We start from the raw sequence: 21992 nt of genomic DNA, 5'->3' as shown, positions 1-21992 counted from the left end.
GCGGCTGATTTTAACTAAAGGTCAACATCATGAAAACCAGAATCCCTCTGTTAGGCTTAGCCATATTCTGCTTCAGCGTATCCAAGGCAGCCGCGCAGCTCGTGGTGACGGCTCCCGTCCTGGAAGTGCAATCGGGGGTGCAAACCGGCCTGCAAAACACCATGAAGGGCCTTTCCTCGGCGGCCAACGTGCTGGTCAAAGCCGGCGTGAAAGAGCAGGAGCTCACCAAAGTCTTTTCGGAAAAGAACCTGCAGCTGGCCAAGACCTGGTACGACGGCCTGTTGCAGGTCAGCGCCGCCGTACGCACCTACCGGCGCGTGCAGTCCGTGTTCGAGAAGCAGGGACGCATCATCCAGACCTATTCGACGGCCATCGAAACCCTGCGGCAGTCCCCCTACATCCGGCCGGAACAGCTGTCGGGCATGACGGCCACTTACACCCGGATGCTGACCGAAAGTGCCAACACGCTCTCGGACCTGCAAGCCATCGTCAGCCCGGCCATGCTCCAGATGACCGACGCGGAGCGGATGCGCTTCATCGATAAGCTTGATGTGAAAATCAGCGACCAACTGGGCCTCATCAACTACTACACCCAACGCAACCTCGTGCAGATGCACTTGGCGGAGCAACGAGCGCAGGACACCCAAGCGCTCAACGCCCTGATGGGCGCCCGTTAGTCACCTTTCCACTTCTACCAACTGTTGCCATGAAAGCGTGGACCTCCTTACTTGCTACCGCCTTATCTGTTCTGGCCCGCCCGGCCCTGGTGCAACTGCCAGCGGTTATCTCGGCGCCCATTGCCGAAGACCAGTCCCGCAAGCAGGTCGTGCACCAGGGCATCTCCACGACGCTGCTGGGGCAGGCAAGGTGCTGGCCGGCGACCTGAAAACGGTGAGCGGTCAGATAAAGGGCGTCATTGACAAGACCCAGCAGCTCCACGACCAGTGGTACAGCAGCCTGCTGCAAATCAGCGCGGGGGTGCGCAACTACCGGCGGGTGCGCGAAATCTACGCGCACCAAAGCGCGATGATAAGTCAGTTCTCGGCCGTCATCCCGGAGCTGCGCACCAAGAACCTGTCACCCGCGCAGCTGGGCGAAGCTTCGCGGGTCTACCAGGGCCTGCTGCAGGAAAACATCGCCCTGCTGGGCGAGCTGGCCGGCGTGCTCAGCGCGGGCCGGGCCAAGATGACCGACCCGGAGCGCATCGAGTTCATCGACAACATCGCCGACCGCATCGGCGAGCAGCACAACCGGATGAACTACTTCAGCAGCAAGTGCCGGGCCATTGCGCAGCAGCAGGCCCAGCAAGCCCAGGACCGCGAATCCATGCGCGCCTTCATGTCCGCCCGGTAGGGGCGGCGTGCTCATTATTCACTCCCTTTTCCTTCCGACTATGAAACATTACCTCATTCTGGTAGCCTCCGGGCTCTTGTTGGCTGGCTGTAACTCAGAATCAACTACCGACGCGGCCACGACCACTCTCCCAGCAACTGCAACCGCAGCAACCGATAGCAACCCCGACCCACGGGTGGCCACCATCCGCCAGCAGCACGAGCAGTTGCTGGTTATGCAAAAGGAGTACGTCGCGCAGCTCAGCACGCTGAAAGGGTTTGAGAAGCTAAGTCCGGCGCGGACGAAGAAGTCCACCGAACATTTTAACTTCCTCATCGAGCAGAGCCAGGCCAACCTAACTGCACTGGACCAACTCGACGAGGGCAAAGCACAAGAGCCAACCCAGATAACTCTGGTAGGGGAGTTCGGCGAAAAACAGGCTAGCCTATTGTCGCGGGGTGAGAAACAGTTAGCCGGCATTCACAACGAGCACTACCTGCCTCAATAGCCTCGCGCCAGCCGATTCCCTTATCTACCAATAGCCTTCTCCATGGACCCAACTTCCATTGACCTCAACATGGCCCTTTATGAGCAAAAGCTCGAAGGCATATACACGGAGATGCTCACGTTTACCGCGCAGTTTATCAACCTGGGCCGCGCCATTGGCGGCATCGGAGCCCTGTTGTTCATCAGTAGCCGGGTATGGGTCAACATCGCCCGCGCGGAGCCCATCGACCTGTTTCCCTTGCTGCGTCCGTTTGCTATCGGCCTAGCCATTCTATTCTTCGTGCCCCTGTGTGCGGGACTGCGCGGCATCACCATGGTCGTGGCCCACGGCACCGATGCCATTCGCCTAGGGCAACTGACGGAAGTGAATCGGTTGACAACCGAGCGGGACCGACTCGCTGCGGTTGCCAAGGCCAAGTCGGACATGGTCATCAATTAGGAGTACGAGCGAGAATTGGGTAAGCTGGGAGCTCTGGATATAGGCCAGAAAGCCAGCTTGGCGATGAACCAGGTGCAGTACTCGGTGGGCCAGAACTTCCGCGAATGGACGAAATCCATCCTGGAACTGGGCGCCCTGGCCGCGAAGCTGGCCATCAGCCTTATCTCTACTTTCCTGCTGGTGCTGCTCAGCGTGGCCGGACCACTGGCCTTCGGCATTGCCATCATCCCGGGCTTCGGGGGTGGGCTCATGAAATGGTTTGGCTACTTCCTCACCATCTCCCTGTGGGTGCCGGTGGCTAACATCTACGCCGCGGTGCTCGCGCACGTGCAGGTGACCATGCTCCACAGCAACATTGCGCAGCTGCAGGCCGGCGGCAGCGTGGAGTCGGCGGACATCGGCTACCTGTGCTTGCTGGTGCTAGCCATCGCAGGCTACTTGTTCGTGCCCAAAGCGGCGGATATGCTCATTGAAGGCTCCGACATCGGGCGGGCCGCCACGCGGTTTATCACTACTTCAACTGTCAGCACGGCCGGGGTCGCCGGCGCGCTGGGTGGGGCCGGACTGCGGACCGGGGCGGATGCCCTGGGCACCGCGGTCGGAGCAGGCCAGGGCCTGGCCGGCACGGCTGGCACGGGCAGCATGACCCGCGGGGAGTCGCTGGGTTACCGGGCCGGCACGGCCGTGCGGGAGCGCTTCAACCGCCTGCGGGGCTAGACGGCTCGTCCTCTTCTCTCACCCATTCCGACGCTCATGTTCGCATCCCTGAAATCCATAGATTCGGCCTTTCAGCAGGTCAAAACCCTGGCGCTGGTCTTTATCCTGGCCGTGCTGCTGCTGGCCGGCACCATCGCCTACTTCGCTTTTCAAACCACGAACGCCGCTGCGCAACGCATCTACGTGCTGGAGGGGGGGCAGCTGCTCACCGCCGGCTCCCGGGATGCGCGGGCCAACCGGCCGGTGGAGGCCCGCAGCCACGTTACCCGCTTCCACGAGCTGTTTTTCGCGCTCGACCCCGACCAGAAAGCCATCGCCAGCAACGTGGACAAGGCTTTGTATCTGGCCGACAACTCGGCCAAACGGCAGTATGAGAACTTCAAGGAGAAAGGGTTTTACAACGACCTGATTGCCGCCAACATCAGCCTGGAGATGAGCGTGGACAGCGTGGTCATCACCGACTCCCGGCCCTTGGTCGCCCGGTGCTACGGCCACCAGCAGGTGATCCGGGCCACCTCGGTCACCACCCGCAACTTCCTTTCCGAGTGTTCCCTGCGGGACGTGACGCGCTCGGAAAACAACCCCCACGGTTTTCTGATGGAGAACTGGCGGGTGCTCCGGAACGAGGACCTGACGACGCTCCCCCGCTAATTACGACCCGTTATGGCAACCGCAACCACCGCGCGCGACGCGCAATTTTATCGGACCCGCCAGATGGCCACCTTCCTGCCCGTGGTGGGGGTGCCCTTCCTGGCCGTGATGTTCTACCTGAGCGGGGGCGGCACGGGCACGCCGGCCCAGGCGCAAAACACCGAGTCCGGCTTCAACACCAACCTGCCCAAGGCCGAGCAGGCTTCTATCACTGCTAGTAAGCTGGAAGCCTATGCCAGTCCCGTAGATACCCTGCGCAACCGGGGCTTGGTGGACGCCCGCGTGGATACGGCCACCGGAAATGGACTCTCTTATGCTGTGGGTGCCGATGGCAAGCCCGGCCCGAACGGCTCGGTGGACCGGTCAGTGGCGGCAGCGCAGCAGCAGCTGATTGCCGCGCAGCAGGCGCAACTAAACGGGGGAGTTGCTAATACTACTGCGCAGCCGGCACCTCAGCCGGGGACCCTTACTCCCGAAGAGCAGATGCAGCTCATGCGCTCTCAGCACGAGCGGGAGCTGTCAGAGGCCCAGGCTCAGGCACAGATGGCGGCGCTGCTGGCTCAGTCCAGCAGTGCCAGCAGCGCGGCACCGCGGACTGTGGCAGCAGCTCCCAAGAAGAAAAAGACCTCGACCAGGCTCCGCGCCATTGATGAGGACGCCGTCGTATCCCGCCTGGGCTCTAGTGGTCCGAGACGTCGGCGGACGGCGTCGTTTCAGGGATTTGACTCGGAAACCGGGACGGGTGGAGATGCTAACACCCTGCCAGCAGTCATCCACGAGTCGCAGGAAGTAGTCAGTGGCTCGCTGGTGAAAATGCGGCTCACGGAGTCAGCCGTCATCAACGGCCATCAGTTGCCGGCTAATACCTTCATCTACGGTAAGTGCAGCCTGGCAGGCGAGCGTCTTAGCATCGCCATCGAAACGCTCAAATCCGGCAACAGCGTCTTTCCCGCCGCTCTGGAAGTGTACGACGTGGATGGGCTGGAAGGCCTGCACATTCCGGGCGCCATCACCCGCGACGCTGCGAAACAGGCGGGCGCGGAAGGGCTGGGTGCGGCCGATATGATGACCCTGAGCGCAGACCCGGCCCTGGCCGCCGCGGGCGTGGCAGTAAGCGCGGTCAAGGGCCTCGGCCAGAAAAAACTCCGTCTGGTCAAGGTTCGCCTCAAGGCCGGCTACCAGGTGATGCTCAAAGTAGACAAGGAATAACCCCACCCCCCTTTATGAAAATCACCCTCTTTGCCACCGGCGCCCTCGTTCTGTCATTGGGCGGCGCGCCCACGCAGGCTCAAACCTCGGCTGCCCGGATGCTGCAGTACTCGGAAGCCAACAAGCTGCCGACCTACCCGCTTTACATCAGCGACCAGAAAACCACCCACCTCGTGTTTCCTTTCCCGGTCACTTATGTCGACCTGGGAAGCTCGGGTTTGATTGCGGCCAAAGCCACCGGTGCGGAGAACATCGTGCGCGTGAAAGCGGCCTCGGCTGGTTTTCCGGAGTCGAACATGACGGTGCTCACCTCGGACGGCAAGCTTTATTCCTTCGTAGTAAACTACCAGCACGACCCGAAGGTGCTCAGCCTCGACCTGGGTGCGGCGGGGTCCACCTCATCGCCTCAGGGAGCAGCCATACTATCGAACTCGCCTATCCCGCAGGGCAACCTGGATGCTTATTCCCGAGAGGTCCTGTCAGCCGGTGGCACTTCAGCCAGTGAGAGCGCTAATCAGCTGAGCGTGCGCGCCGGCAGCGTGGGCTACAAGCAGGAAACGTTGTTTTTCCCGCTCCACCTGGCCAATAAGTCCAATGTGACCTATGACGTGGACTTCGTGAAGTTCTACATCCAGGATAAGCAGGTAGCCAAGCGCACGGCCGAGCAGGCATTGGAGATCACCCCCATTTATGTCTACCAGGGTGCGGCCAGGAAGATTGAGTCCCGGGGCAAGCTCGAGCAGGTGTACATCTTCAAGAAGTTCACCATCCCGGAGCAGAAGCAGCTCATTATCGAAGTGTACGAAAAAGGCGGGGGTCGCCATCTTAAGCTGATACTCTCAAATGCTGACCTGCTGAAAGCACGTTCCTTATAACCGGGAAACGCGTTAGAAAAGCCCTATTTTTCGGCCTCTTCCCGGCACGCTTAGCTGCCCCGGCTTTTCTTCCTCACGCCCAGACATGCTTACCAGAGCTACTTCCCTGCTTCTTGCCCTCTTCTGCGCGTTCCTGGCTACCGGTTGCGGCAGTCAGTCAACAAGGGAGCACCATGCCGCGCGCCCTCCTTTTGAAGTCACGGAAGCTTCCATCGCCGAGGTGCAGCAGGCCCTGCGGGAGGGCAGCTGCACCTGCGAGCAGCTCGTGCTCGCCTACCAGGCCCGCATCGCTGCCTACGACCAGCTCACCAAGCTCAATGCCATCGTCGTGTTGAACCCGAGTGCGGTGGAAACGGCCCGGCAGCTCGACGCGGAATACCGCCGCACCGGCCAGCTGCGGCCCCTGCACTGCACAGCCCTGATCGTGAAGGATAACTTCAACACGGCCGGCTTGCAGACGGCGGCCGGCTCGCGGGCCCTCAAAGGCTTTGCGCCCGACACGGACGCTACCGTGGTCAACGCCCTCAAAGCCGCCGGGGCCATCGTGCTGGCCAAGTCTAACATGGCCGAGTGGGCGTTCAGTCCCATGGTGAGCATCAGCTCCCTGGCGGGGGAGACCCGCAACCCCTACAATCTGGCGCACGTGCCGGCGGGTTCGAGCGGGGGAACGGCAGCTGCGGTAGCCGCGAGCTTTGGCACGGCAGGCCTGGGCACGGACACCGGCAACTCCATCCGGGGGCCCTCGTCGCACACGGCCCTGGTCGGCTTCCGGCCCACCCTGGGGTTGCTGAGCCGGGCGGGCATTGCACCGCTGTACCTGCGTAACGACACCGGGGGTCCCATGGCCCGCTCGGTGGCCGACGCCACCCGGCTGCTCGAGGTGATGGCCACCGGGCCGGACCCCGCTGATGCGCTCACCACTTACGGGGCGGGCAAGCGGCCAACTCAGGGCTACCAAGCCTCTCTGGATCCGAAGGGCCTGCAGGGTGCCCGCATCGGCGTGCTGCGCACGCTGAGTGAGCGCAGCCCCGACCCCCAGGTGAAGGCACTGTTCGAGCGGGCCGTCGCTGATTTACGCCGGGCGGGCGCGACGGTGGTGGACGTGGAAATCCCGGCCTTTGACCAGGTAAGTGCTGATCAGTGGTGCTCGGTATTCAAGCACGACATCAACCAGTACCTGGCCGCCCTGGGTCCGCGCTCACCCGTGCAAAACATCGACCAGGTGCTGGCCTCGGGCACGTATTCGCCTTACATCAAAGAAAACCTGCAGGACGAGCTCGCGCACGGGGTCCGCCCCAGGGACAGCCAGGCGGGCTGCGGCGAGGCGTATACCGCCCCCCGTCGCATCGCCTTCCGGCAGGCGGTGACGGCCGTCATGGACCAATATCAGGTGGGCGCTCTTGTGTACCCCACCTGGAACAACCCACCCGCCAGAATCGGTGATTTCAAGGGCTATCAGGGCGATAACAGCCAGTTGATTGCCCCGCACACCGGGCAGCCGGCCTTCACCGTGCCCATGGGCTTCACCTACGAGCAGCTGCCGGCGGGCCTGCAGTTTCTGGGCCGCTCCTTTGATGAGGCTACGCTGATAAAATACACCTATGCGTATGAGCAGGCCACGCACCACCGCCAGGCGCCCGCCCGTTTTCCCGCCCTGCCCGCGAAGGGTCCGGTTAAGTAAGCAACGGAATACCCCACCACCTGCGTCCCTTTATGCTGCTGTTTGTTTCCTGTTCGCGCACAGCCCTTTACGAGTGTGTGCCTAAATAAAGGCGCTGCGTTTTGTAAAGGTAGTTGACGGCCAGGGGCCAGGGGGAGCGCTGCTTCCCGGCTTGCACAGGATAACATCTCCGAGAGGGCCTACTACCTTATGTTGTGCAGACGCATCAAATGTGACCAAATATGTCCTATTTGTTGCGTTTGGGCAACATGCATCGCCGCCTTGTCACTGGCCTTTGTGCACCCGAACTATTCGCTTAGGATGCGGTGGAGCTCCAGGTTCAGGTAGTAGTGATGCCCGGCAATAACTTTCTTGCCCAGAATCCGCATGTCCACCAACTGGTTCAGGTACTTGCGGGCCGTGTTCTCGACGTACAACCGCGCATCGGTCAGGTGCTTCACCTTGGTAAAAGGCTGGATAAAGAGGCTATTGACCAGCTGCTCGGGCCGCTCTATCTGCGTATCGCTGATTACCGCCTGCAGAATGGCGTCTTTGGCGGCCATCAGGTCGTTGATTTTGTCATAGGTCAAGTTGGCGGTGCTTTCCACGGCTCGCAGCATGTACAGCAACCACGACTTCCAGTCTCCCCGCTGCGACACTCCCGCCAGCAAGGCGTAGTAGTCCGCCTTGTGGTCCATGATGTAGCGACTCAGGAACAGAATGGGGTAATCTAGCAGCCCCTTGTGGGCGAGGTAGTGGATGTTGAACACCCGGCCGCTGCGCCCGTTACCGTCGCGAAAGGGGTGAATGGCTTCGAATTGAAAATGGCCAATGGCCATCTTCAACACCGGGTCCAGGGGGTAGCGCTCGTCGTCGTTCATGAAGTCGAGCAGGTTGGCCAGCTTCGCCTCCAGGATGCCAGCCCCGCGGGGAGGGGTGTAGACTGCCTTGCCAGCATTAGGCCCGGAGCCGCCTTGCTTGATGTAGATCTGCGCAGCAGGCGGACGAATACCGTCAGTGGCCTGCGTGATTTGCCGGTACATCTGCGGAAAATATTCCAGGTCAAAGGCCGGCCGGCCCTGGAGATATTCATGCCCGTGCCAGAGGGCCTCGCGGTAGCGCAGCACTTCTTTGGGGGCACCTGCGCCCGCATCCAGGACTTGTTCGCTGTAGGCTTTATAGAGTTCGTCGTCGGTCGTGAAGATGTTCTCAATGGCGCTCGAGGCCTTGGCTTCCTGTAGGCTGATGCTGTTAATGAGCAGGCCTTGATTGGGAATCACCGCGCTGCGGCCCTGTAGCCGCCCCAGCGCAGCCCGGGCCTTCACCAGCTGGCTCAGGATTTCGACGGTCTCCACTAGTTCCGGCTCCAATGGTAATTCCGGCAGGCCATTCCAGGGCTTGTTACGATCCGGGTTTACGGGATAGCTCATCTGAGTTCGGGAGGCAGTCAGGTGATTGATTGCACAAACCTACCACGCCACGAGTAGACATCAACAAGATACATCATTTAATGTCTACCAGGCTTTAGACCTCACGAACCACCCGACAGGCTGTACCAAACAGTAAAACAAGGCCTTATTTAATGTTTGCCTGGCTCCAGGCCTCATCAAACAATAGGAAGGGGGAGTTACCCACCATTATAAATTTAAGGTCCGATAACCTTCTCTTATCGCCCCTTAAACATTCTGGTTATATTTGGCAGTCAAAGGCGCGTTTTACTCCTTTATATATAGGTCGCATGGAAAAGTCGTCCGAACTCTCGATTCCTGGTAACACGTCGGCCGCTCTGGCGCAGCTGGCTGAGCATACCTCGCGCTACGTCGAGGCCGGACTGAGCGGCGCGGCCAACACGGTGAAAGCGTATGCCGGGGATTGGAAACGCTTTGGGCTTTGGTGCGCCGAGCACGGACTGGAACCGCTGCCAGCATCAGTCGAGACGCTAGCGGGATTCGTGACCCACTTGGCCGAGACAGATAAGAAAGTAGCGACCATTCAGCGGCACTGTGCCGCCGTGGCCAAGGCCCATGTGCTGCGCGGGCTGGACTCGCCCACGGACGACAAGAAGTTTAAGGTGCTGATGGAAGGCATAGCCCGGGTTAAGGGCGTGCGGCAAAAACAGGCCCCGGCATTTACACTGGCGAACTTTAAGCGGACCGTGAAAAGCATCGATGGCAAAACGCTGGCGGGTCTGCGGGACCGGGTTATTTTACTACTAGGATTTACCGGGGCTTTTCGTCGTTCGGAATTAGCGGCGCTGAATATTGAAGACCTTTCCTTTTCGGAAGAAGGATTGATTGTGAATTTGGCCAAGAGCAAAACCAACCAGTACAGCGCGGCTGAGGAGAAAGCCATTTTCTATTCCCCGGATTTTAAGCTGTGTCCAATTCGCACCTTGGAAGCTTGGATAAAGCGGCTGGACCGTACTACAGGGCCCGTGTTTGTGTCCTTTCGTAAGGGCGAGCGTTTGACCGAACGGCGGTTGACGGACAAGCACCTAAACTTGATTGTGCAGCGGTATTTGGGCCCCAAGTACTCTGCTCACTCTTTACGTGCTTCATTTGTAACTGTAGCGAAGCTAGCCGGGGCTGATGATTCAGAGGTGATGAACCAGACCAAGCACAAGACAAGTGAAATGATTAGACGCTACACCCGCCTTGACAACGTGCGTCAGCACAACGCTGCCCAGAAACTTGGGCTATAGCTGGAGGCCAAGGAGTAAATGCTCAGCCTGCTGAGGGCGGCATATAACCGTCAGAATTAAATTACCAAACAATGTCCACCCAGCTACTCACTAAAGTACAGCGAGACCACCTTGACTCCTTAACTAGGGCCAATGGCGTGAACGCTTTGTCTGAACTGATTTGGAATGCACTCGATGCAGATGCGACTCACATCCATATCCTGACAGAAAAATCGCAACTGGGTGCTTGGGACACTCTAATTATTGAGGATAACGGACATGGCCTGTCTCGTCGCGAGGCACTAAGTGTGTTCGAATCCATTGGGGGTTCCCAAAAGCGAAACTCTCCTGTTAGCCCTGGTCAACGCTCTTATCATGGCAAAGAAGGAAGAGGACGCTATAAAGCCCTCGCTTTAGGTAGCCATGTATCTTTCCAAAGCACTTATTTAGGTGATGACGGACTGGCCCGGACGTTCGCTATTGACTTGCATCGCGAAATCATAGACCGCCCGATAGTTCATGATGCCGTTATTTTAGACAATGGCTCACAGGCAACGGGCTTCCGAGTAGTCATTAAGGCCCTCAATCAGAACGTAGTCTCAAAGTTATTCACAAAGACTTCGCTTGATGAGATAACCGAGAAATTCGCCATTTACAGCATGACCTACCCAGATTTTAAAATCGTGGTAGGCAACGACGACCTCAATTTCCGAGGCCTTATCCGAAACACAGAATCTGAGGACAAATACTTTCAGGACGCTGGCAACCGGGATTATAACTTTAACATTCAGGTTGTAGAGTGGAATTTTGATTGCCATCGCAAAATCTACCTATGTAATCGTAACGGGGTGACCTACCGCGATATACCAGCAGGTATTCGCCCCGGCCTCCCAATCTGTATAGTTATCAGCTCCCCATATATTGACCGCCTCCAATTGGAGAACCGTCTCGATATGGGTGAACTTGACCCAACACTTCATGATGCCATAACCGCCGCTAAGAACTATGGCCGGCGGTACGCCCGTGAGCGTCTGCATCAGAGAGCCCAGGAGTTTATTGATAACCTCAAAAGCGAACATATCTACCCTTACAAGGAAGAAGCAACGACCGAAGTCGAACGCGCCTCCCGGCAGGTATTCGATATCGTAGCGCTCCAAGTAAATGAGTTTTTGCCCTCCTTTAATGACCAAGACAAGAAAGGCAAACAACTGACTCTTTCTCTTATAAAGGAGGCACTTGAGAATGATACCACTTCACTCCGAAGAATACTGACAGAAGTGATTGAGTTGCCAGAAGCAAGACGCCAGGAACTGGCAGAACTGCTAGACGAAACTCCGCTTTCCAATGTCATCGACACGATGAAGGAGGTGACCAACCGGCTAAAGTTTCTTCGTGCATTAGAACACCTCATTTATGATAAAGAGGTGAGCAAAAACGTTCTTGAGAGGAGAAACCTTCACAAGATTGTCGTTCAGGAAACCTGGATTTTTGGTGACGACTACACTTATGGAGCCGACGATATCAATCTAAAAAACCTGCTTCTAGCCCACTTGGAAAAGCTTGGCCGCACGGATTTTGAAGACGTTGTTGAAAGCGGTGATAATTCCGGCCTTACTCGTATTCCCGACGTTTGCTTGTGGCGTCAATTCAATGGCGGGAAACACGGCTATTTTTCGAATCTAGTTGTTGAGCTCAAACGTCCTACGGTTGACGGAGGCATGGTTGAATACGGGCAGATTATGGATTATGCCCGTTCAGTTAATGCTGACCCACGATTTTCGAAGGCCCACCATTCATGGCATTTCATTCTCTTAGTACGTGATGTCAAGTCGGATTTAGAAATGATTATGGCTCCTAAAGACCGAGACTATGGCCACGTTTATTCTGGTGATAATATTGACGTCCATGTACTTCGCTGGTCTGATATCATTGGCGTGGCCAGAACCAAATATGAGTATATACAGCAGAAACTCAACATCAATCTTACTGACAATGAAGAATGTATGAGCCTGCTTAGGAATAAGTACCAGCAGTACTTACCCAAGGATTTTCCCAAAGCGTTCTAACGCCAGAGTAATGTTTGATTTTAAAGACCTCGACGAAAATACTCGCAAGTATATGCTCATCGAAGTGGACCAGGCTATAAAGGCCAGTCAGCTCAACTTCAGTAAGCGGTTCAATGATACGGGCACCAAGCTGTACCCGCAATTGCTGCGGGATGCCGTCACCAGTGGCACCGGAGCAACCCTAGCTGTTGCGCTCCAGCAGCACGGTTGCTTTAACACTCATGAAAAACGCGGAGCCGTAACGCGCAAAATACCCGAAAATGCGGCTATCACATTTGCGGAGGGCGAGTTCAATGCGTTCTACATGCGGGGTGTCTGCCACCGCGCCATTCAAGATGGGCACATGGTGCAGGTATACAGGGCCAAGGATTCAGAGGTTCACCGTAAGGATTCCGAGTTGATAGAAGGCAAATTGGAAGACCCAAAGCGCGTGCTTCTTATCATCAGGAATAGTCTAGACGGAAGCCAACGTGGGCCGGGGATGCCGGCAGGGTCCAACTCAGGGCTGAGCATTAAACTTACCGCAACACCTATTAGCTAAGAAAAAAGCCCCTTGCTCTCAAGCAAGGGGCTTTTTTAGGCTATTCGCTTCGCCACTTTTACAGGTTTTGCTAATCTCTTAGCCCGTTCAGCTAAAACTCGTTTTCCTGGCTCGCCAAGCTCAAGTAGTAATTCAGCCGAACGCTTCAACTCTGTATTCCGAACAACTCCCATATCGGATGCTCTGCGTTCACTCGATTCATACACTTGACCTATTAAATCTGCTAACTCTTCATCATTCCAAGGGGAACCAAGATACCATGCCATCATTAGCACCGATTTTGAATTAGTATCAATGGAACGGGGACTAACATCAGGCATTTTGCTTAGGAGGAATTCAGTATAATCCTTTCCATCCATCCCTTTACGGGTTAATGCATCTCGTTCCAACAAAGGCTGTTCTTGCAATGCCCAAGCCACCAATCGAGCTGTTTCAGTAGATTTCGCTGAACGCCAAGCGTGAAACATGTTGATAAGCACCTGAACAGGAGTAGGAGTTAGACCGAATAGCTGTAGTCCACCCGCGCCCCATGCCATCGCCCAAGCCCCTGCATACATAGTGGGTTCATGACCTGACAAAATCATTTCTTCCAATAAAGCACGAATCTTGGGTGATTGGGAAGTGAGTACAGCAAACACTGGCTCTTTATCAACAAATTCTTCAATAAAAGCCGGGGCTGTAAGATTGTACATTAGAGACATGAGAGATAGCGCCGCTTTTATTCGTTGCATTCCATTCTTTTCTTCCAATGCGGCAATGATAAGTTGCACGTAATCAGTATCGATTTCGAATTGAAAAGCAACTGGACTATCATTTTCATCCTCTACATATTCCTCATCGGCTTCATCATTATACTCCTCCTCATCATACATAAACACATCAGGATCAACACCTGTAATGTCTAAAATGGCTATTTTTTGTAATACCTCACTATAATCTTCCCAACCATCTTCTCCGCTAATGAACCCCTGCTCAACAATTTCCTGAAATAATTTTCCAGACCTGCCACGCAAAAGCAGCAGCCAATCATCGCTTATAGTAATTTCCAAACCAAGTTGTCCAAGCTGGGTTAGAGCGGCAGTCATAACTACAGGAGAGATTGTTACCTCATCAAGTATGCACTGAATCAGATTATTAACACAGCTCCTTGAGGGAGATTCAAGTAGGCCGATTTCCTCATTTGGTATTCCTTCTGCAGAAGCGGATGTCAACCTTTCAAAAGAGGCTCTGCATCAAGCTCGGCTAAAACGGCAGCCAGTGGAATTACTTCACGCCACGTATGGTCGCCAAACTTAGGCTCTAATAACTCTAAGAGGGAGAGGCGTTGAGTCCTTCGCGGATGCTGTTTTTTCACATATCCCCGAGCCGCGAGATATTCCTGAAAAGTTAGATGCCGGAATTCGTATAGTGGCTGTAACTCCCCTTCCACCATTTTACGGCCTGAAAGCATAAGTAAGCTACTACGGTACTCTACCTGTTCGACGAATTCCTCCGGCGACATTCGGATGTACTGTAGCTCCGCTGCTAATACTTCGCGAGATTCCTGTAAAAGATTTAGAAGTTCAGCATGCGGAATTTGCTTAATGTTTTTTTCCATCATGGCGCACGCTACATATGATAGCTGCGCTAATGCCTCCTTTTCATTTAAGGCATTAAAACCCTCGATATTCCAAGTTTTAACTAGTAGCTTAACTGCTTCTGCATATAAGGCAGCCCTGTTTGTAGGCAATTCACCGATGCTGCGTTTTACCACCAAAAGCGTGGTCAGTAGTAATGGGTTTTGAGCTAGAGTAAAAATGTTGTGGTTGTTGCAGATATCATTAGCTAGTTTTTGGGCCTCTTCGCGCACCTGAGGTGAGTCCCTCACAACCTCTACATGCCACTGTTCGCACAGATATCTTATGTCAGCCACTTGTAGAGGGGCAAGTTTTGCCTGCTGACAAGTACTGGCAATTACGCCAGCGACAACCCGGAATCCTGCCTCCCTTGATGTAACCACCATTGCTATTTGCGGAAACAGGGCCAAGAATGTTCGCAGGTTGTTCGCAAAGCTTTTGCGCCCTCCTTCATCAGGTATTTCATCCAAGCCGTCTATGAGTAGTAACACTTTGCCACTGCGTAGTCTTTCATGTACTACTCCTCGGAACGCATCTGCTTCTTGCGCTGGCATACTTGTCTGCACTGCAATTTCTTCCAAAAGTTTCAGAACAGGGTCAGCAGTACGGTCACCAAGCGTTCTACAACGCAAAAAGAGCGGTAGCCAGTCTTCATCGGGCAGTTTGTCATCGATATCGGCGCGCCGTTCACTGAAGGCATATGCAGTAGCTTACCGCTTCATAAGTGTACTCTTACCACCACCAGGCGCGGCTAAGAGTGCTACGTGTCTTCTACTGCTCAAGAGCTGCCCAATTGGGATTATAACTCCCTCGTGAAATAGATTATGTTGCTGTTTGTCGTTTTCTGAACCAGCAGAATCTATTTCACGCGGAATGATAGCTCTTAAGGGGACAAAGAGCTTTTCTAAGGTCAATTTCTTTTGGCTTAGCTTTTCATCAATGGGTAACCCATCAAGTTGGATAAAGCCACATTCTTCCCCAATCCAACGACGATAATGTTCAAGAGCAGAAGTTCTTGCCACACGTCGGTCTTGTTCCAATGGCGCAGGTGCCAGATATTGAAGTTTATGTAGTTCACCACCGCCTGTTTTGTCATCATCAATAACAGCTTGGGCTATATCGGCTGCCAAAGGAGTACCATCAGCGTGAACCAGAGCAAAATGAGTCGTTTTCTTATTATGGGAGTAGTAAACAGCCTTAAGGTATCCAATCTCATGCCCAAGCAATTCAATGCTTTCGATTACAACATCATTATCAACCCCTGCATAGCTCACGCATCGGCCTGCTTGGTCTGCCGCATTCTTATTGCTAACCAATACATGGCTTCTTTCTAAATGTGCAACTATTTGCGGGGCATTTACCAAGATGATTCCTTCATCCCCAAGTTCATTTTCTTGTTCAACAGCACTCTCTGTAAATCCCCCAAGAGAAATGAAATAGTCCATCATTGCTTTTTTGCCAGCTTTAATTTGTTCAGCTCGCAGTGCGCCACGAAACTTGCTAACCTCTGCTCCTCCCATAGTCTTTTTATGAGCCTTGCATTCAGCGCGCAACAGCCGGGGTTCGGTTCTGTGCTTGCCTTGCACATCAATCTCACGCCCTGACTTGGCAACGTCATGTTGAATGTCCTCGTAGCCGAGCGCAAAGAACAAATCATCCATCAAGCGAGTGAATAAATCCCCTTTATGGTTGGTAGTGGTGCTAAGCAAACGAATGGTAATGGCAGATTTCATGTGTTATTTTTATCAAGGGTAGAATCTGTGCAAGGTAATGAGTCATACAACATCTTCAGGCCGTGTTTTACACAGTTCAAACTTTGTCCTTCATTTTGGCATTCTAACATTATAATCACCCACCAGCTCCGCCTAAATAACCTAGCTGCGGACGGCGCGCCCTCTTGTACCGTTGCTTGGGCGAACAGCCGCCCGTGCCCATGGAAGTAACCTGCCAGCTGCTCACTGAGCGGGTCATCAAAAAATGTCTAACCCACGTCTAGCTCACCTTCTGCTGGAGCGGCCTGCGCCTGCGCAGCTGCCAGAAGGTCACGCCCATCGAGTAGGACACTAAGCGATAGCGGGCCAAAACAAACCGTAAAAACTCAGTACCGACAATGAACTATTATCGGTACTAAGTCCAGGCAGTCACGGCCGCTACGGCAAGGGCGCCCACCAGGGTGTTGGCGGCATTGACCCCGTTATTTCCTACGTAGCCCCGGCGCTCGAGCGTGGCGCCGAGGACCGAGTCGGCCAGGTTGCCGACGGTACCGGCCAGCAGCAGCCACCCGAAGGCCGGGCCCCAGCCCACGCTCGCACAATACGCCGCGGCCACCACGGCGCTTCCCAGCAAGCCCAACAGCGTTCCTTCCAGGCTGACGACCCCGTTCTCGCCCCACACGTCGCGCTGGGCTACGCGTTCGTGTTCATTGGCTACCTCACCGTGGTGGTCAACTCGGCGTATCAGGGCGGCTAATATGCGGCCACGACTTGGTGGCTGGCGCTGTGCGGCGTGATGGGCACCTTCCTGCTGGGCCGCCGGGCGGGGCTGCTGTTCTTCGGCTTGGGCCTGGCCACGGCCCTCGCCTTTTGGGGGCTGGAGCAGCGGCACTACGTGTTTCCCAACCGGGTGCCGGTCGACAAGGCCCAGTTCTGGCACCTCGACATCCTGGCCGGGCTCATGCTGATTTTGCTGGTGGTGGCGCTGGTGTTCGACCAGATCAACACCACCGCGCTGCGCAGCATGAGCGCGCAAAACGGCCTGCTCTGGGAGCGCACCGCCCAGCTCGAGCAGTCGCTGGCCGACCTGCGGGCTGCCCAGGCCCAGTTGGTGCAGCAGGAGAAAATAACCTTTTTGGGCGAGCTCACGGCCGGCATCGCCCACGAACTGCAGAACCCGCTCACCTTCATGAAGATCTTTGCCGAGGTCAGCACCGGGCTGGTGGACGAGATGGGCGGCACCCGCCCCGACGGTGGCGACCACGCCGCCGGGCTGGAGGGCGACCTGTTGGCCGGGCTGAAGCAGAACCTGCGCGAAATCAGCCAGCACGGGCAGCGGGCCACGGCCATCATCGCGGGCATGCTCGAGCACGCGCGCGCCGGCACCGGCCAGCGCGTTCCCACTCCGCTCAACGCGCTGGTGGCCGAAAGCCTGCGCTTGGCCTACCAGGGCCTACGGGCCAAAGACCGCGACTTCCGCGCCCACCTGACCACCGCCCTGGACCCGGCCCTGCCCTTGGTGGCGGTGGTGCCCCAGGACCTGGGCCGGGTACTTATCAACCTGCTCACCAACGCCTTCTACGCCGTGCGCCAGCGCCAGCAGGCGGGCGAGGCCGGCTACCGCCCCGAAGTGCAGGTGCACACCCGCGCCGGGCCGGACGGCGTCGAAATCCGCATTGCCGACAACGGCCCGGGTATGAGCGCGGCCGTTAAGGCAAAAATCTTCCAGCCTTTCTTCACCACCAAGCCCCCGGGCGAGGGCACGGGCCTGGGCCTCTCGCTCGCGCACGACATCATCTCCCACGGCCACGGCGGCACCCTCCACGTGGAAAGCCGGGAAGGCCAGGGCACGACCTTTCGCGTGGACTTGCCCCTGGAAGGACCGGCTTAACGACCCCTACGCGAAAGGCTTCTGGTCACGTCGCGAACCAGTTGCATGAACCCTGGCTTGGTGCTACTGGCCGATGAAGTCGAAACGCGCAGGGGATGCGCCTGACTGCTTCTAAGCGCCCGGGTGCCCTCGACTGTCGGCCGGGCGTCGGCTGCAGCCGGGCAAAGGCCGCCGCTACGGGGCCAGCCACGCCAGGGCGTCCTCCTCCTCGAGGAACCACCCCACGTGCCCCACCCCCAGCGGCAGGGCTTCTGCCTGCTCGTAGCCCAACCGGTCCAGCTCCAGCCGCACGGCCGGGGTGACGAGAAAGGCCACGCGCACGGGGCGCCCCAAGGCGGCCTGGACCCGCGGCCAGTAGTCTTCCCGCAGCCAGTGGCGCAGGGCGGGCGGTTGGCCGTAGGGGGTGGCGCGTCCGTCGAGCAACCAGCCGGCGCAATCCCGCCGCCGGGCCGCGGCCAGCACCAACTCGCAGCTTTCGGTGACCTCCTCCGCCCGCAAGGGCCGCAGGTGCCGCCCCCGCAGCAGCGGCGGGTCGGCGTGGTAGGCGAGGTCGTAAAAGGCGAGGGCGGACAAGGAAACAGCGGGCAGGCGAACAGTACCGGAAGATAGGGGCTGCCCGGTCACCGCCGGGCGAGTTGCTCCAAAAAAGGGCTGTGCGGGCCACCATTACAGGACAGGGTAGGAAATCACCGCCTTCACGGCCACCCACGCACTTGCTGCGCCGTCGACCCCTCTACCGGGGGGAGTTCGCCTGATACGGACCCGTTACTCCCGGGCTCGGAGGGCGCATTGGTGTTTAATAGCGGGGACTGAGCAACCGAAAAACAGCTGATTGGAAAAACTGCACACCATTCAATTTATAATCATTTTTTGTTTAAATATGTTTATTTATATTTACAGCAGTTGGTTTTTAGCGCGGCGATAGTGCTGCCGCCACAAGTTCCTCGCTCGTATGTCCGCTGGGCGGGTCTTTCTTTCGCCACTTTCCTGCTCCCTGGCCATGAAACAACCGCTTACCCCAGCCCTGCTGCTCGCGGGGAGTCTGCTGCTCGCCTGGACGGCCTACGCCCAACCGCGTGCTGCTACCCGCACGTCCCCCCCCTTGGCAAACCCAGCTACTCCGTGGCACGGGGACGTCCGTCCGGCCCCGTACCAGGGGCAGCAGACGGCCCGGCCCTCCCCGGCCGCTCCCCTCGTACCGCGGCCGGCAGGGTCTTCCACGGCCCGAGCCGCAGCAGCGCCGCTCCGGGCGACGGCGGGAGCGGAACCCGTCACCCCGGAATGGGTCGCGCGCTACAACCTGCCGGTTCCGCCCCGGACGGCCAGCTACGAACTGGCCCGGGACGTGGCCGTCGACGGCGCGGGTAATGTGTTCGTCACGGGCCTGGCGGCGGGGTCGGGCAGCCCGAACGCCCAGCTGCTCACCGTCAAGTACGCGCCCACCGGCCAGCCACTCTGGGCGGCCTACTACACCGGGCTCGAGGCGGTTTCGCCGTACGGCATCGCCGTCGGCGTCGACGCAGCGGGCAACGCCTACGTGGTGGCCAACGGGTTGGGGGCGGGCGGCAATGCGCTGGTTAAGTACGCGCCCACCGGCCAGCAGCTGTGGGACGCGCACTACCCCGGCTTGGACGGCCACGGCGCGAACTTCTATGCACTGCACGTCGACGCGGCGGGCAATGCGTACCTAACGGGCGACGCCCAGGGCCCGCGGCCGGCCGGCGATTACGATTACCTCACGGTGAAGTACGCCCCGACCGGCCACCTGCTCTGGGACGCCCGCTACAACAGCCCCGACAACCAGGGGGATTACGCCCAGGCCCTGGCCCTGGACGCGGCGGGCAACGTGTACGTCACGGGGATTTCGTACCGGGACGGCACGGCCAGTTCCGGCGAGTTTGCCACGGTCAAGTACGCGCCCACGGGCCAGCAACGCTGGGTGGCCCGCTACAACTCGCCCGGCGAGGCCTACGACGAAGGCCGCGTTCTGGCCGTGGACCCGGCGGGCAACGCCTACGTGAGCGGGTATTCCTTTGTGGAGGGGGACGACGCGTCGACCGGCTACGTCACGGTCAAGTACGCCCCCAGCGGGCAGCCGCTTTGGACGGCCCGCGGCGAAGCCTACCCCCGCGCCACGGCCGTAGATGCCGCGGGCAACGTGTTCGTGACCGGCTCGTACGCGTTCGGGACCGCCTCCCCCCGCGGCTTTATCACGGCCAAGTACGCCGCCGACGGGCAGGAGCTGTGGACGGTCCGCTACAACGGGCCCGGCGACGGCACGGATGTCGCCCAGGACCTGGCGGTCGACGCGGCGGGCAACGCGTACGTGACCGGAAGTTCTGACGGCGGCCCCGGCACCGCCGCCGACTACGCGACCGTCAAGTACGCGCCCACGGGCCAGCCGCTCTGGGCGGCCCGCTACAACGGGCCGGCTGGCAGCGGGAACGACAACGCCGCCGCCCTGGCCCTGGACCCGGCGGGCAATGTCTACGTGACCGGGGATTCCCAAGGCGCGGACTTTAGCAGCGGCGTCGACTTTTCCACCATCAAATACTCCCAGTCGGCGGTTTCGGAGCCGCCGGCCTGTAACCCCACGGCCCACCAGCCCGTGGCTGCGGCCGACCGCCTCCGGGTGGACGCGGGCGCGCTCACGTTTGCTCCGGCCCAGCTGCTGGCCAATGATTCCGACCCGTTGGGGCGGCCGCTGCAGGTGGCCCACGTGGGCCCGACTAGCGCGGGCACGCTGGTGCGCAACGCCGACGGCACCTTCACCTACACCGCCTGGCCCGGCTTTGTGGGTCCGGCCACCTTCACCTACCTGGTGCAAGCGGCGGGCCCCGTGCTGGCCTTCCCGGGCACCGGGCATTATTACGAGTTTGTTCCCGCCCCGGGCGTGTGCTGGGCCGCGGCCAAGGCTGCTGCGGCCGCCCGCCGCTACCAGGGCCTGGCCGGCTACCTGGCCACCGTCACGGGGGAAGGCGAAAAAAACTTCCTGGTGGGCCGGGCGCACGGCCCGTACTGGTTTGGGGCGTCCGATGCCGGGACCGAAGGCGAGTGGCGCTGGCAGACGGGCCCGGAGGCGGGCCAGGGGGTCGGGCGCGGCGGAACCACCGGCAGCGGCGCGGCCTATGCCCACTGGCTGCCCGGCCAGCCCGACGACTATTCCAATCCGTGGCGGCCCGGCGAAGACTACGGCCAGCTCTACGGCAACTCGGGCCTTTGGAACGACGTGGATGCGTGCAACAGCGGGGGCACCACGGCCGGTTACGTGGTAGAGTACGGCGGGCTGGAAGCCTGCGTGCCCCTTCTCTACGCCCTCGGCACGGTCACCCTCGACGTGAGCACCTCCCCCCCGGCCCAACGGGCTGCCACGCGCTCCGCTGCCCCCGCTGCCGCGGGGCCCGCCTTGCTGCTGGCGTCGCCGAACCCCAGCACCGGCCAGTTCCGGGTGCAGGTCGTAGCGAACCGCACGGAGCCGGTGCAACTCGATTTGTTCGACGTGCAGGGGCGCCGGGTGCGCGCGCTCTTCACCGGCTTGTTGCCCGCGGGCGAGTTGCGCGAAGTCCCCGTGGACGCGCAGGTGCTCAGCGCGGGCATCTACCTGCTGCGGCTGCAAAGCGGTCCGCAGGTGCAGCAGCTGCGCGTTTCGATCCAGAAATAAGGGCGTCGTATTTCCTTGCTTTCACGAGGCTGACCGTTGGAACGACCGTTAAAATGAACGAACGCACCTTAATGAAGGGCAATTGCGGTTTGCTCGCTTTCTGGGGTGTGGCTCGGGTTCGGCAATACTTTGTGGCGGTGGCCGCCACGAGGGCAGCTCAGTTTTGTTTGAAGTGAGGTGGTCTAGCTAAGCCGGACAGAGTTGGGACGTTGTTTGAATATGGGTTTCAAAATGGTTGGGCGAGTAGTAGCCGAGGGCGGAGTGTCGTCGTTCGGCGTTGTAATAGGCGATGTGGTGGCTGATTTCGAGCTTGGCTTCGGCTAATCCCGGGAAGCTACCGCCGTCGAGCAGTTCGGCCTTGAAGCGGCTCCAAAACGATTCAGCGTGCGCATTATCGTAGCAGTTGCCCCGCCGGCTCATGCTTTGCCGCGCCCC

Annotated in this window: 22 protein-coding genes; 15 read left to right on the top strand and 7 right to left on the bottom strand. The window is 58.4% G+C overall.

The window, feature by feature from the left end:
• Positions 1 to 29 precede the first annotated feature (29 nt).
• From I2I05_RS20775 to I2I05_RS20730, 10 genes are all read left to right on the top strand, one after another.
• Positions 30 to 677 (top strand): hypothetical protein, encoded by a 648-nt coding sequence (locus I2I05_RS20775; protein ID WP_196284190.1) that lies wholly within the window; start codon positions 30 to 32, stop codon positions 675 to 677.
• 29 nt (positions 678 to 706) lie between these two features.
• Positions 707 to 886: a hypothetical protein gene (locus I2I05_RS20770; RefSeq protein ID WP_196284189.1), complete on the top strand. Its 180-nt coding sequence runs from the start codon at positions 707 to 709 to the stop codon at positions 884 to 886.
• Positions 868 to 1353: a hypothetical protein gene (locus tag I2I05_RS20765; RefSeq protein ID WP_196284188.1), complete on the top strand. Its 486-nt coding sequence runs from the start codon at positions 868 to 870 to the stop codon at positions 1351 to 1353. The genes I2I05_RS20770 and I2I05_RS20765 overlap by 19 nt, the downstream gene beginning before the upstream one ends.
• Positions 1354 to 1393: 40 nt before the next feature.
• A complete protein-coding gene (locus I2I05_RS20760) occupies positions 1394 to 1840 on the top strand; it encodes a hypothetical protein (RefSeq protein WP_196284187.1) in 447 nt (148 codons plus the stop codon).
• 42 nt (positions 1841 to 1882) lie between these two features.
• Entirely contained in the window at positions 1883 to 2278 is a 396-nt protein-coding gene (locus tag I2I05_RS20755; protein WP_196284186.1) for a hypothetical protein, read from the top strand.
• A 63-nt stretch (positions 2279 to 2341) separates the two neighbouring features.
• Positions 2342 to 2995 carry a hypothetical protein gene (locus tag I2I05_RS20750; protein ID WP_196284185.1) on the top strand — a complete coding sequence of 218 codons (654 nt, stop codon included), beginning with the start codon at positions 2342 to 2344 and terminating at the stop codon, positions 2993 to 2995.
• A 36-nt stretch (positions 2996 to 3031) separates the two neighbouring features.
• The gene (gene traK, locus I2I05_RS20745) at positions 3032 to 3646 is read left to right on the top strand and encodes a conjugative transposon protein TraK (RefSeq protein WP_196284184.1); all 615 of its coding nucleotides are present in this window, start codon (positions 3032 to 3034) and stop codon (positions 3644 to 3646) included.
• 12 nt (positions 3647 to 3658) lie between these two features.
• Complete coding sequence (gene traM / locus I2I05_RS20740) at positions 3659 to 4855, top strand: conjugative transposon protein TraM (protein WP_196284183.1); 1197 nt, start codon at positions 3659 to 3661, stop codon at positions 4853 to 4855.
• Between the two features lie 14 nt (positions 4856 to 4869).
• Entirely contained in the window at positions 4870 to 5730 is an 861-nt protein-coding gene (gene traN, locus I2I05_RS20735) for a conjugative transposon protein TraN (RefSeq protein WP_196284182.1), read from the top strand.
• A gap of 85 nt (positions 5731 to 5815) precedes the next feature.
• The gene (locus tag I2I05_RS20730) at positions 5816 to 7411 is read left to right on the top strand and encodes an amidase (protein ID WP_196284181.1); all 1596 of its coding nucleotides are present in this window, start codon (positions 5816 to 5818) and stop codon (positions 7409 to 7411) included.
• 287 nt (positions 7412 to 7698) lie between these two features.
• Here the strand turns inward: I2I05_RS20730 and I2I05_RS20725 are convergent, their stop codons facing one another.
• A complete protein-coding gene (locus I2I05_RS20725; protein WP_196284180.1) occupies positions 7699 to 8820 on the bottom strand; it encodes a Fic family protein in 1122 nt (373 codons plus the stop codon).
• A 308-nt stretch (positions 8821 to 9128) separates the two neighbouring features.
• Here I2I05_RS20725 and I2I05_RS20720 point away from each other — a divergent pair, with 308 nt between their 5' ends.
• The 3 genes from I2I05_RS20720 (at position 9129) to I2I05_RS20710 (ending at position 12677) form a co-directional block, all read left to right on the top strand.
• On the top strand, positions 9129 to 10091 hold the full coding sequence (locus I2I05_RS20720; protein WP_230688453.1) for a site-specific integrase: 963 nt from the start codon (positions 9129 to 9131) through the stop codon (positions 10089 to 10091).
• Positions 10092 to 10162: 71 nt separating this feature from the next.
• Positions 10163 to 12136: an ATP-binding protein gene (locus I2I05_RS20715; RefSeq protein ID WP_196284179.1), complete on the top strand. Its 1974-nt coding sequence runs from the start codon at positions 10163 to 10165 to the stop codon at positions 12134 to 12136.
• A 10-nt stretch (positions 12137 to 12146) separates the two neighbouring features.
• A complete protein-coding gene (locus tag I2I05_RS20710; RefSeq protein ID WP_196284178.1) occupies positions 12147 to 12677 on the top strand; it encodes a hypothetical protein in 531 nt (176 codons plus the stop codon).
• Positions 12678 to 12712: 35 nt separating this feature from the next.
• Here the strand turns inward: I2I05_RS20710 and I2I05_RS20705 are convergent, their stop codons facing one another.
• From I2I05_RS20705 to I2I05_RS20690, 4 genes are all read right to left on the bottom strand, one after another.
• The gene (locus tag I2I05_RS20705) at positions 12713 to 13762 is read right to left on the bottom strand and encodes a hypothetical protein (RefSeq protein ID WP_196284177.1); all 1050 of its coding nucleotides are present in this window, start codon (positions 13760 to 13762) and stop codon (positions 12713 to 12715) included.
• Between the two features lie 122 nt (positions 13763 to 13884).
• Complete coding sequence (locus I2I05_RS20700) at positions 13885 to 14955, bottom strand: NACHT domain-containing protein (protein ID WP_262895192.1); 1071 nt, start codon at positions 14953 to 14955, stop codon at positions 13885 to 13887.
• A 48-nt stretch (positions 14956 to 15003) separates the two neighbouring features.
• Positions 15004 to 16026, bottom strand: coding sequence for a restriction endonuclease (locus tag I2I05_RS20695; RefSeq protein ID WP_196284175.1), 1023 nt, complete (start codon positions 16024 to 16026; stop codon positions 15004 to 15006).
• 394 nt (positions 16027 to 16420) lie between these two features.
• Positions 16421 to 16687 (bottom strand): DUF92 domain-containing protein, encoded by a 267-nt coding sequence (locus I2I05_RS20690; RefSeq protein ID WP_196284174.1) that lies wholly within the window; start codon positions 16685 to 16687, stop codon positions 16421 to 16423.
• A 114-nt stretch (positions 16688 to 16801) separates the two neighbouring features.
• Here I2I05_RS20690 and I2I05_RS20685 point away from each other — a divergent pair, with 114 nt between their 5' ends.
• Positions 16802 to 17896: a sensor histidine kinase gene (locus tag I2I05_RS20685; protein WP_196284173.1), complete on the top strand. Its 1095-nt coding sequence runs from the start codon at positions 16802 to 16804 to the stop codon at positions 17894 to 17896.
• A 174-nt stretch (positions 17897 to 18070) separates the two neighbouring features.
• Here the strand turns inward: I2I05_RS20685 and I2I05_RS20680 are convergent, their stop codons facing one another.
• Complete coding sequence (locus tag I2I05_RS20680) at positions 18071 to 18469, bottom strand: hypothetical protein (RefSeq protein WP_196284172.1); 399 nt, start codon at positions 18467 to 18469, stop codon at positions 18071 to 18073.
• 427 nt (positions 18470 to 18896) lie between these two features.
• Here I2I05_RS20680 and I2I05_RS20675 point away from each other — a divergent pair, with 427 nt between their 5' ends.
• Positions 18897 to 21557: an SBBP repeat-containing protein gene (locus I2I05_RS20675; RefSeq protein WP_196284171.1), complete on the top strand. Its 2661-nt coding sequence runs from the start codon at positions 18897 to 18899 to the stop codon at positions 21555 to 21557.
• A 186-nt stretch (positions 21558 to 21743) separates the two neighbouring features.
• On the opposite strand, the gene I2I05_RS20670 is transcribed toward I2I05_RS20675, so the two are convergent.
• On the bottom strand, positions 21744 to 21992 hold a 249-nt coding region (locus I2I05_RS20670; protein ID WP_196284170.1), incomplete at its 5' end, for an integrase core domain-containing protein.

The sequence above is a fragment of the Hymenobacter jeongseonensis genome, from assembly GCF_015694725.1.
In the GTDB taxonomy this organism is placed as follows: domain Bacteria; phylum Bacteroidota; class Bacteroidia; order Cytophagales; family Hymenobacteraceae; genus Hymenobacter; species Hymenobacter jeongseonensis.
Note: the sequence above shows the minus strand (reverse complement) of the source record. Positions and strands in the feature narration are given on the sequence as shown.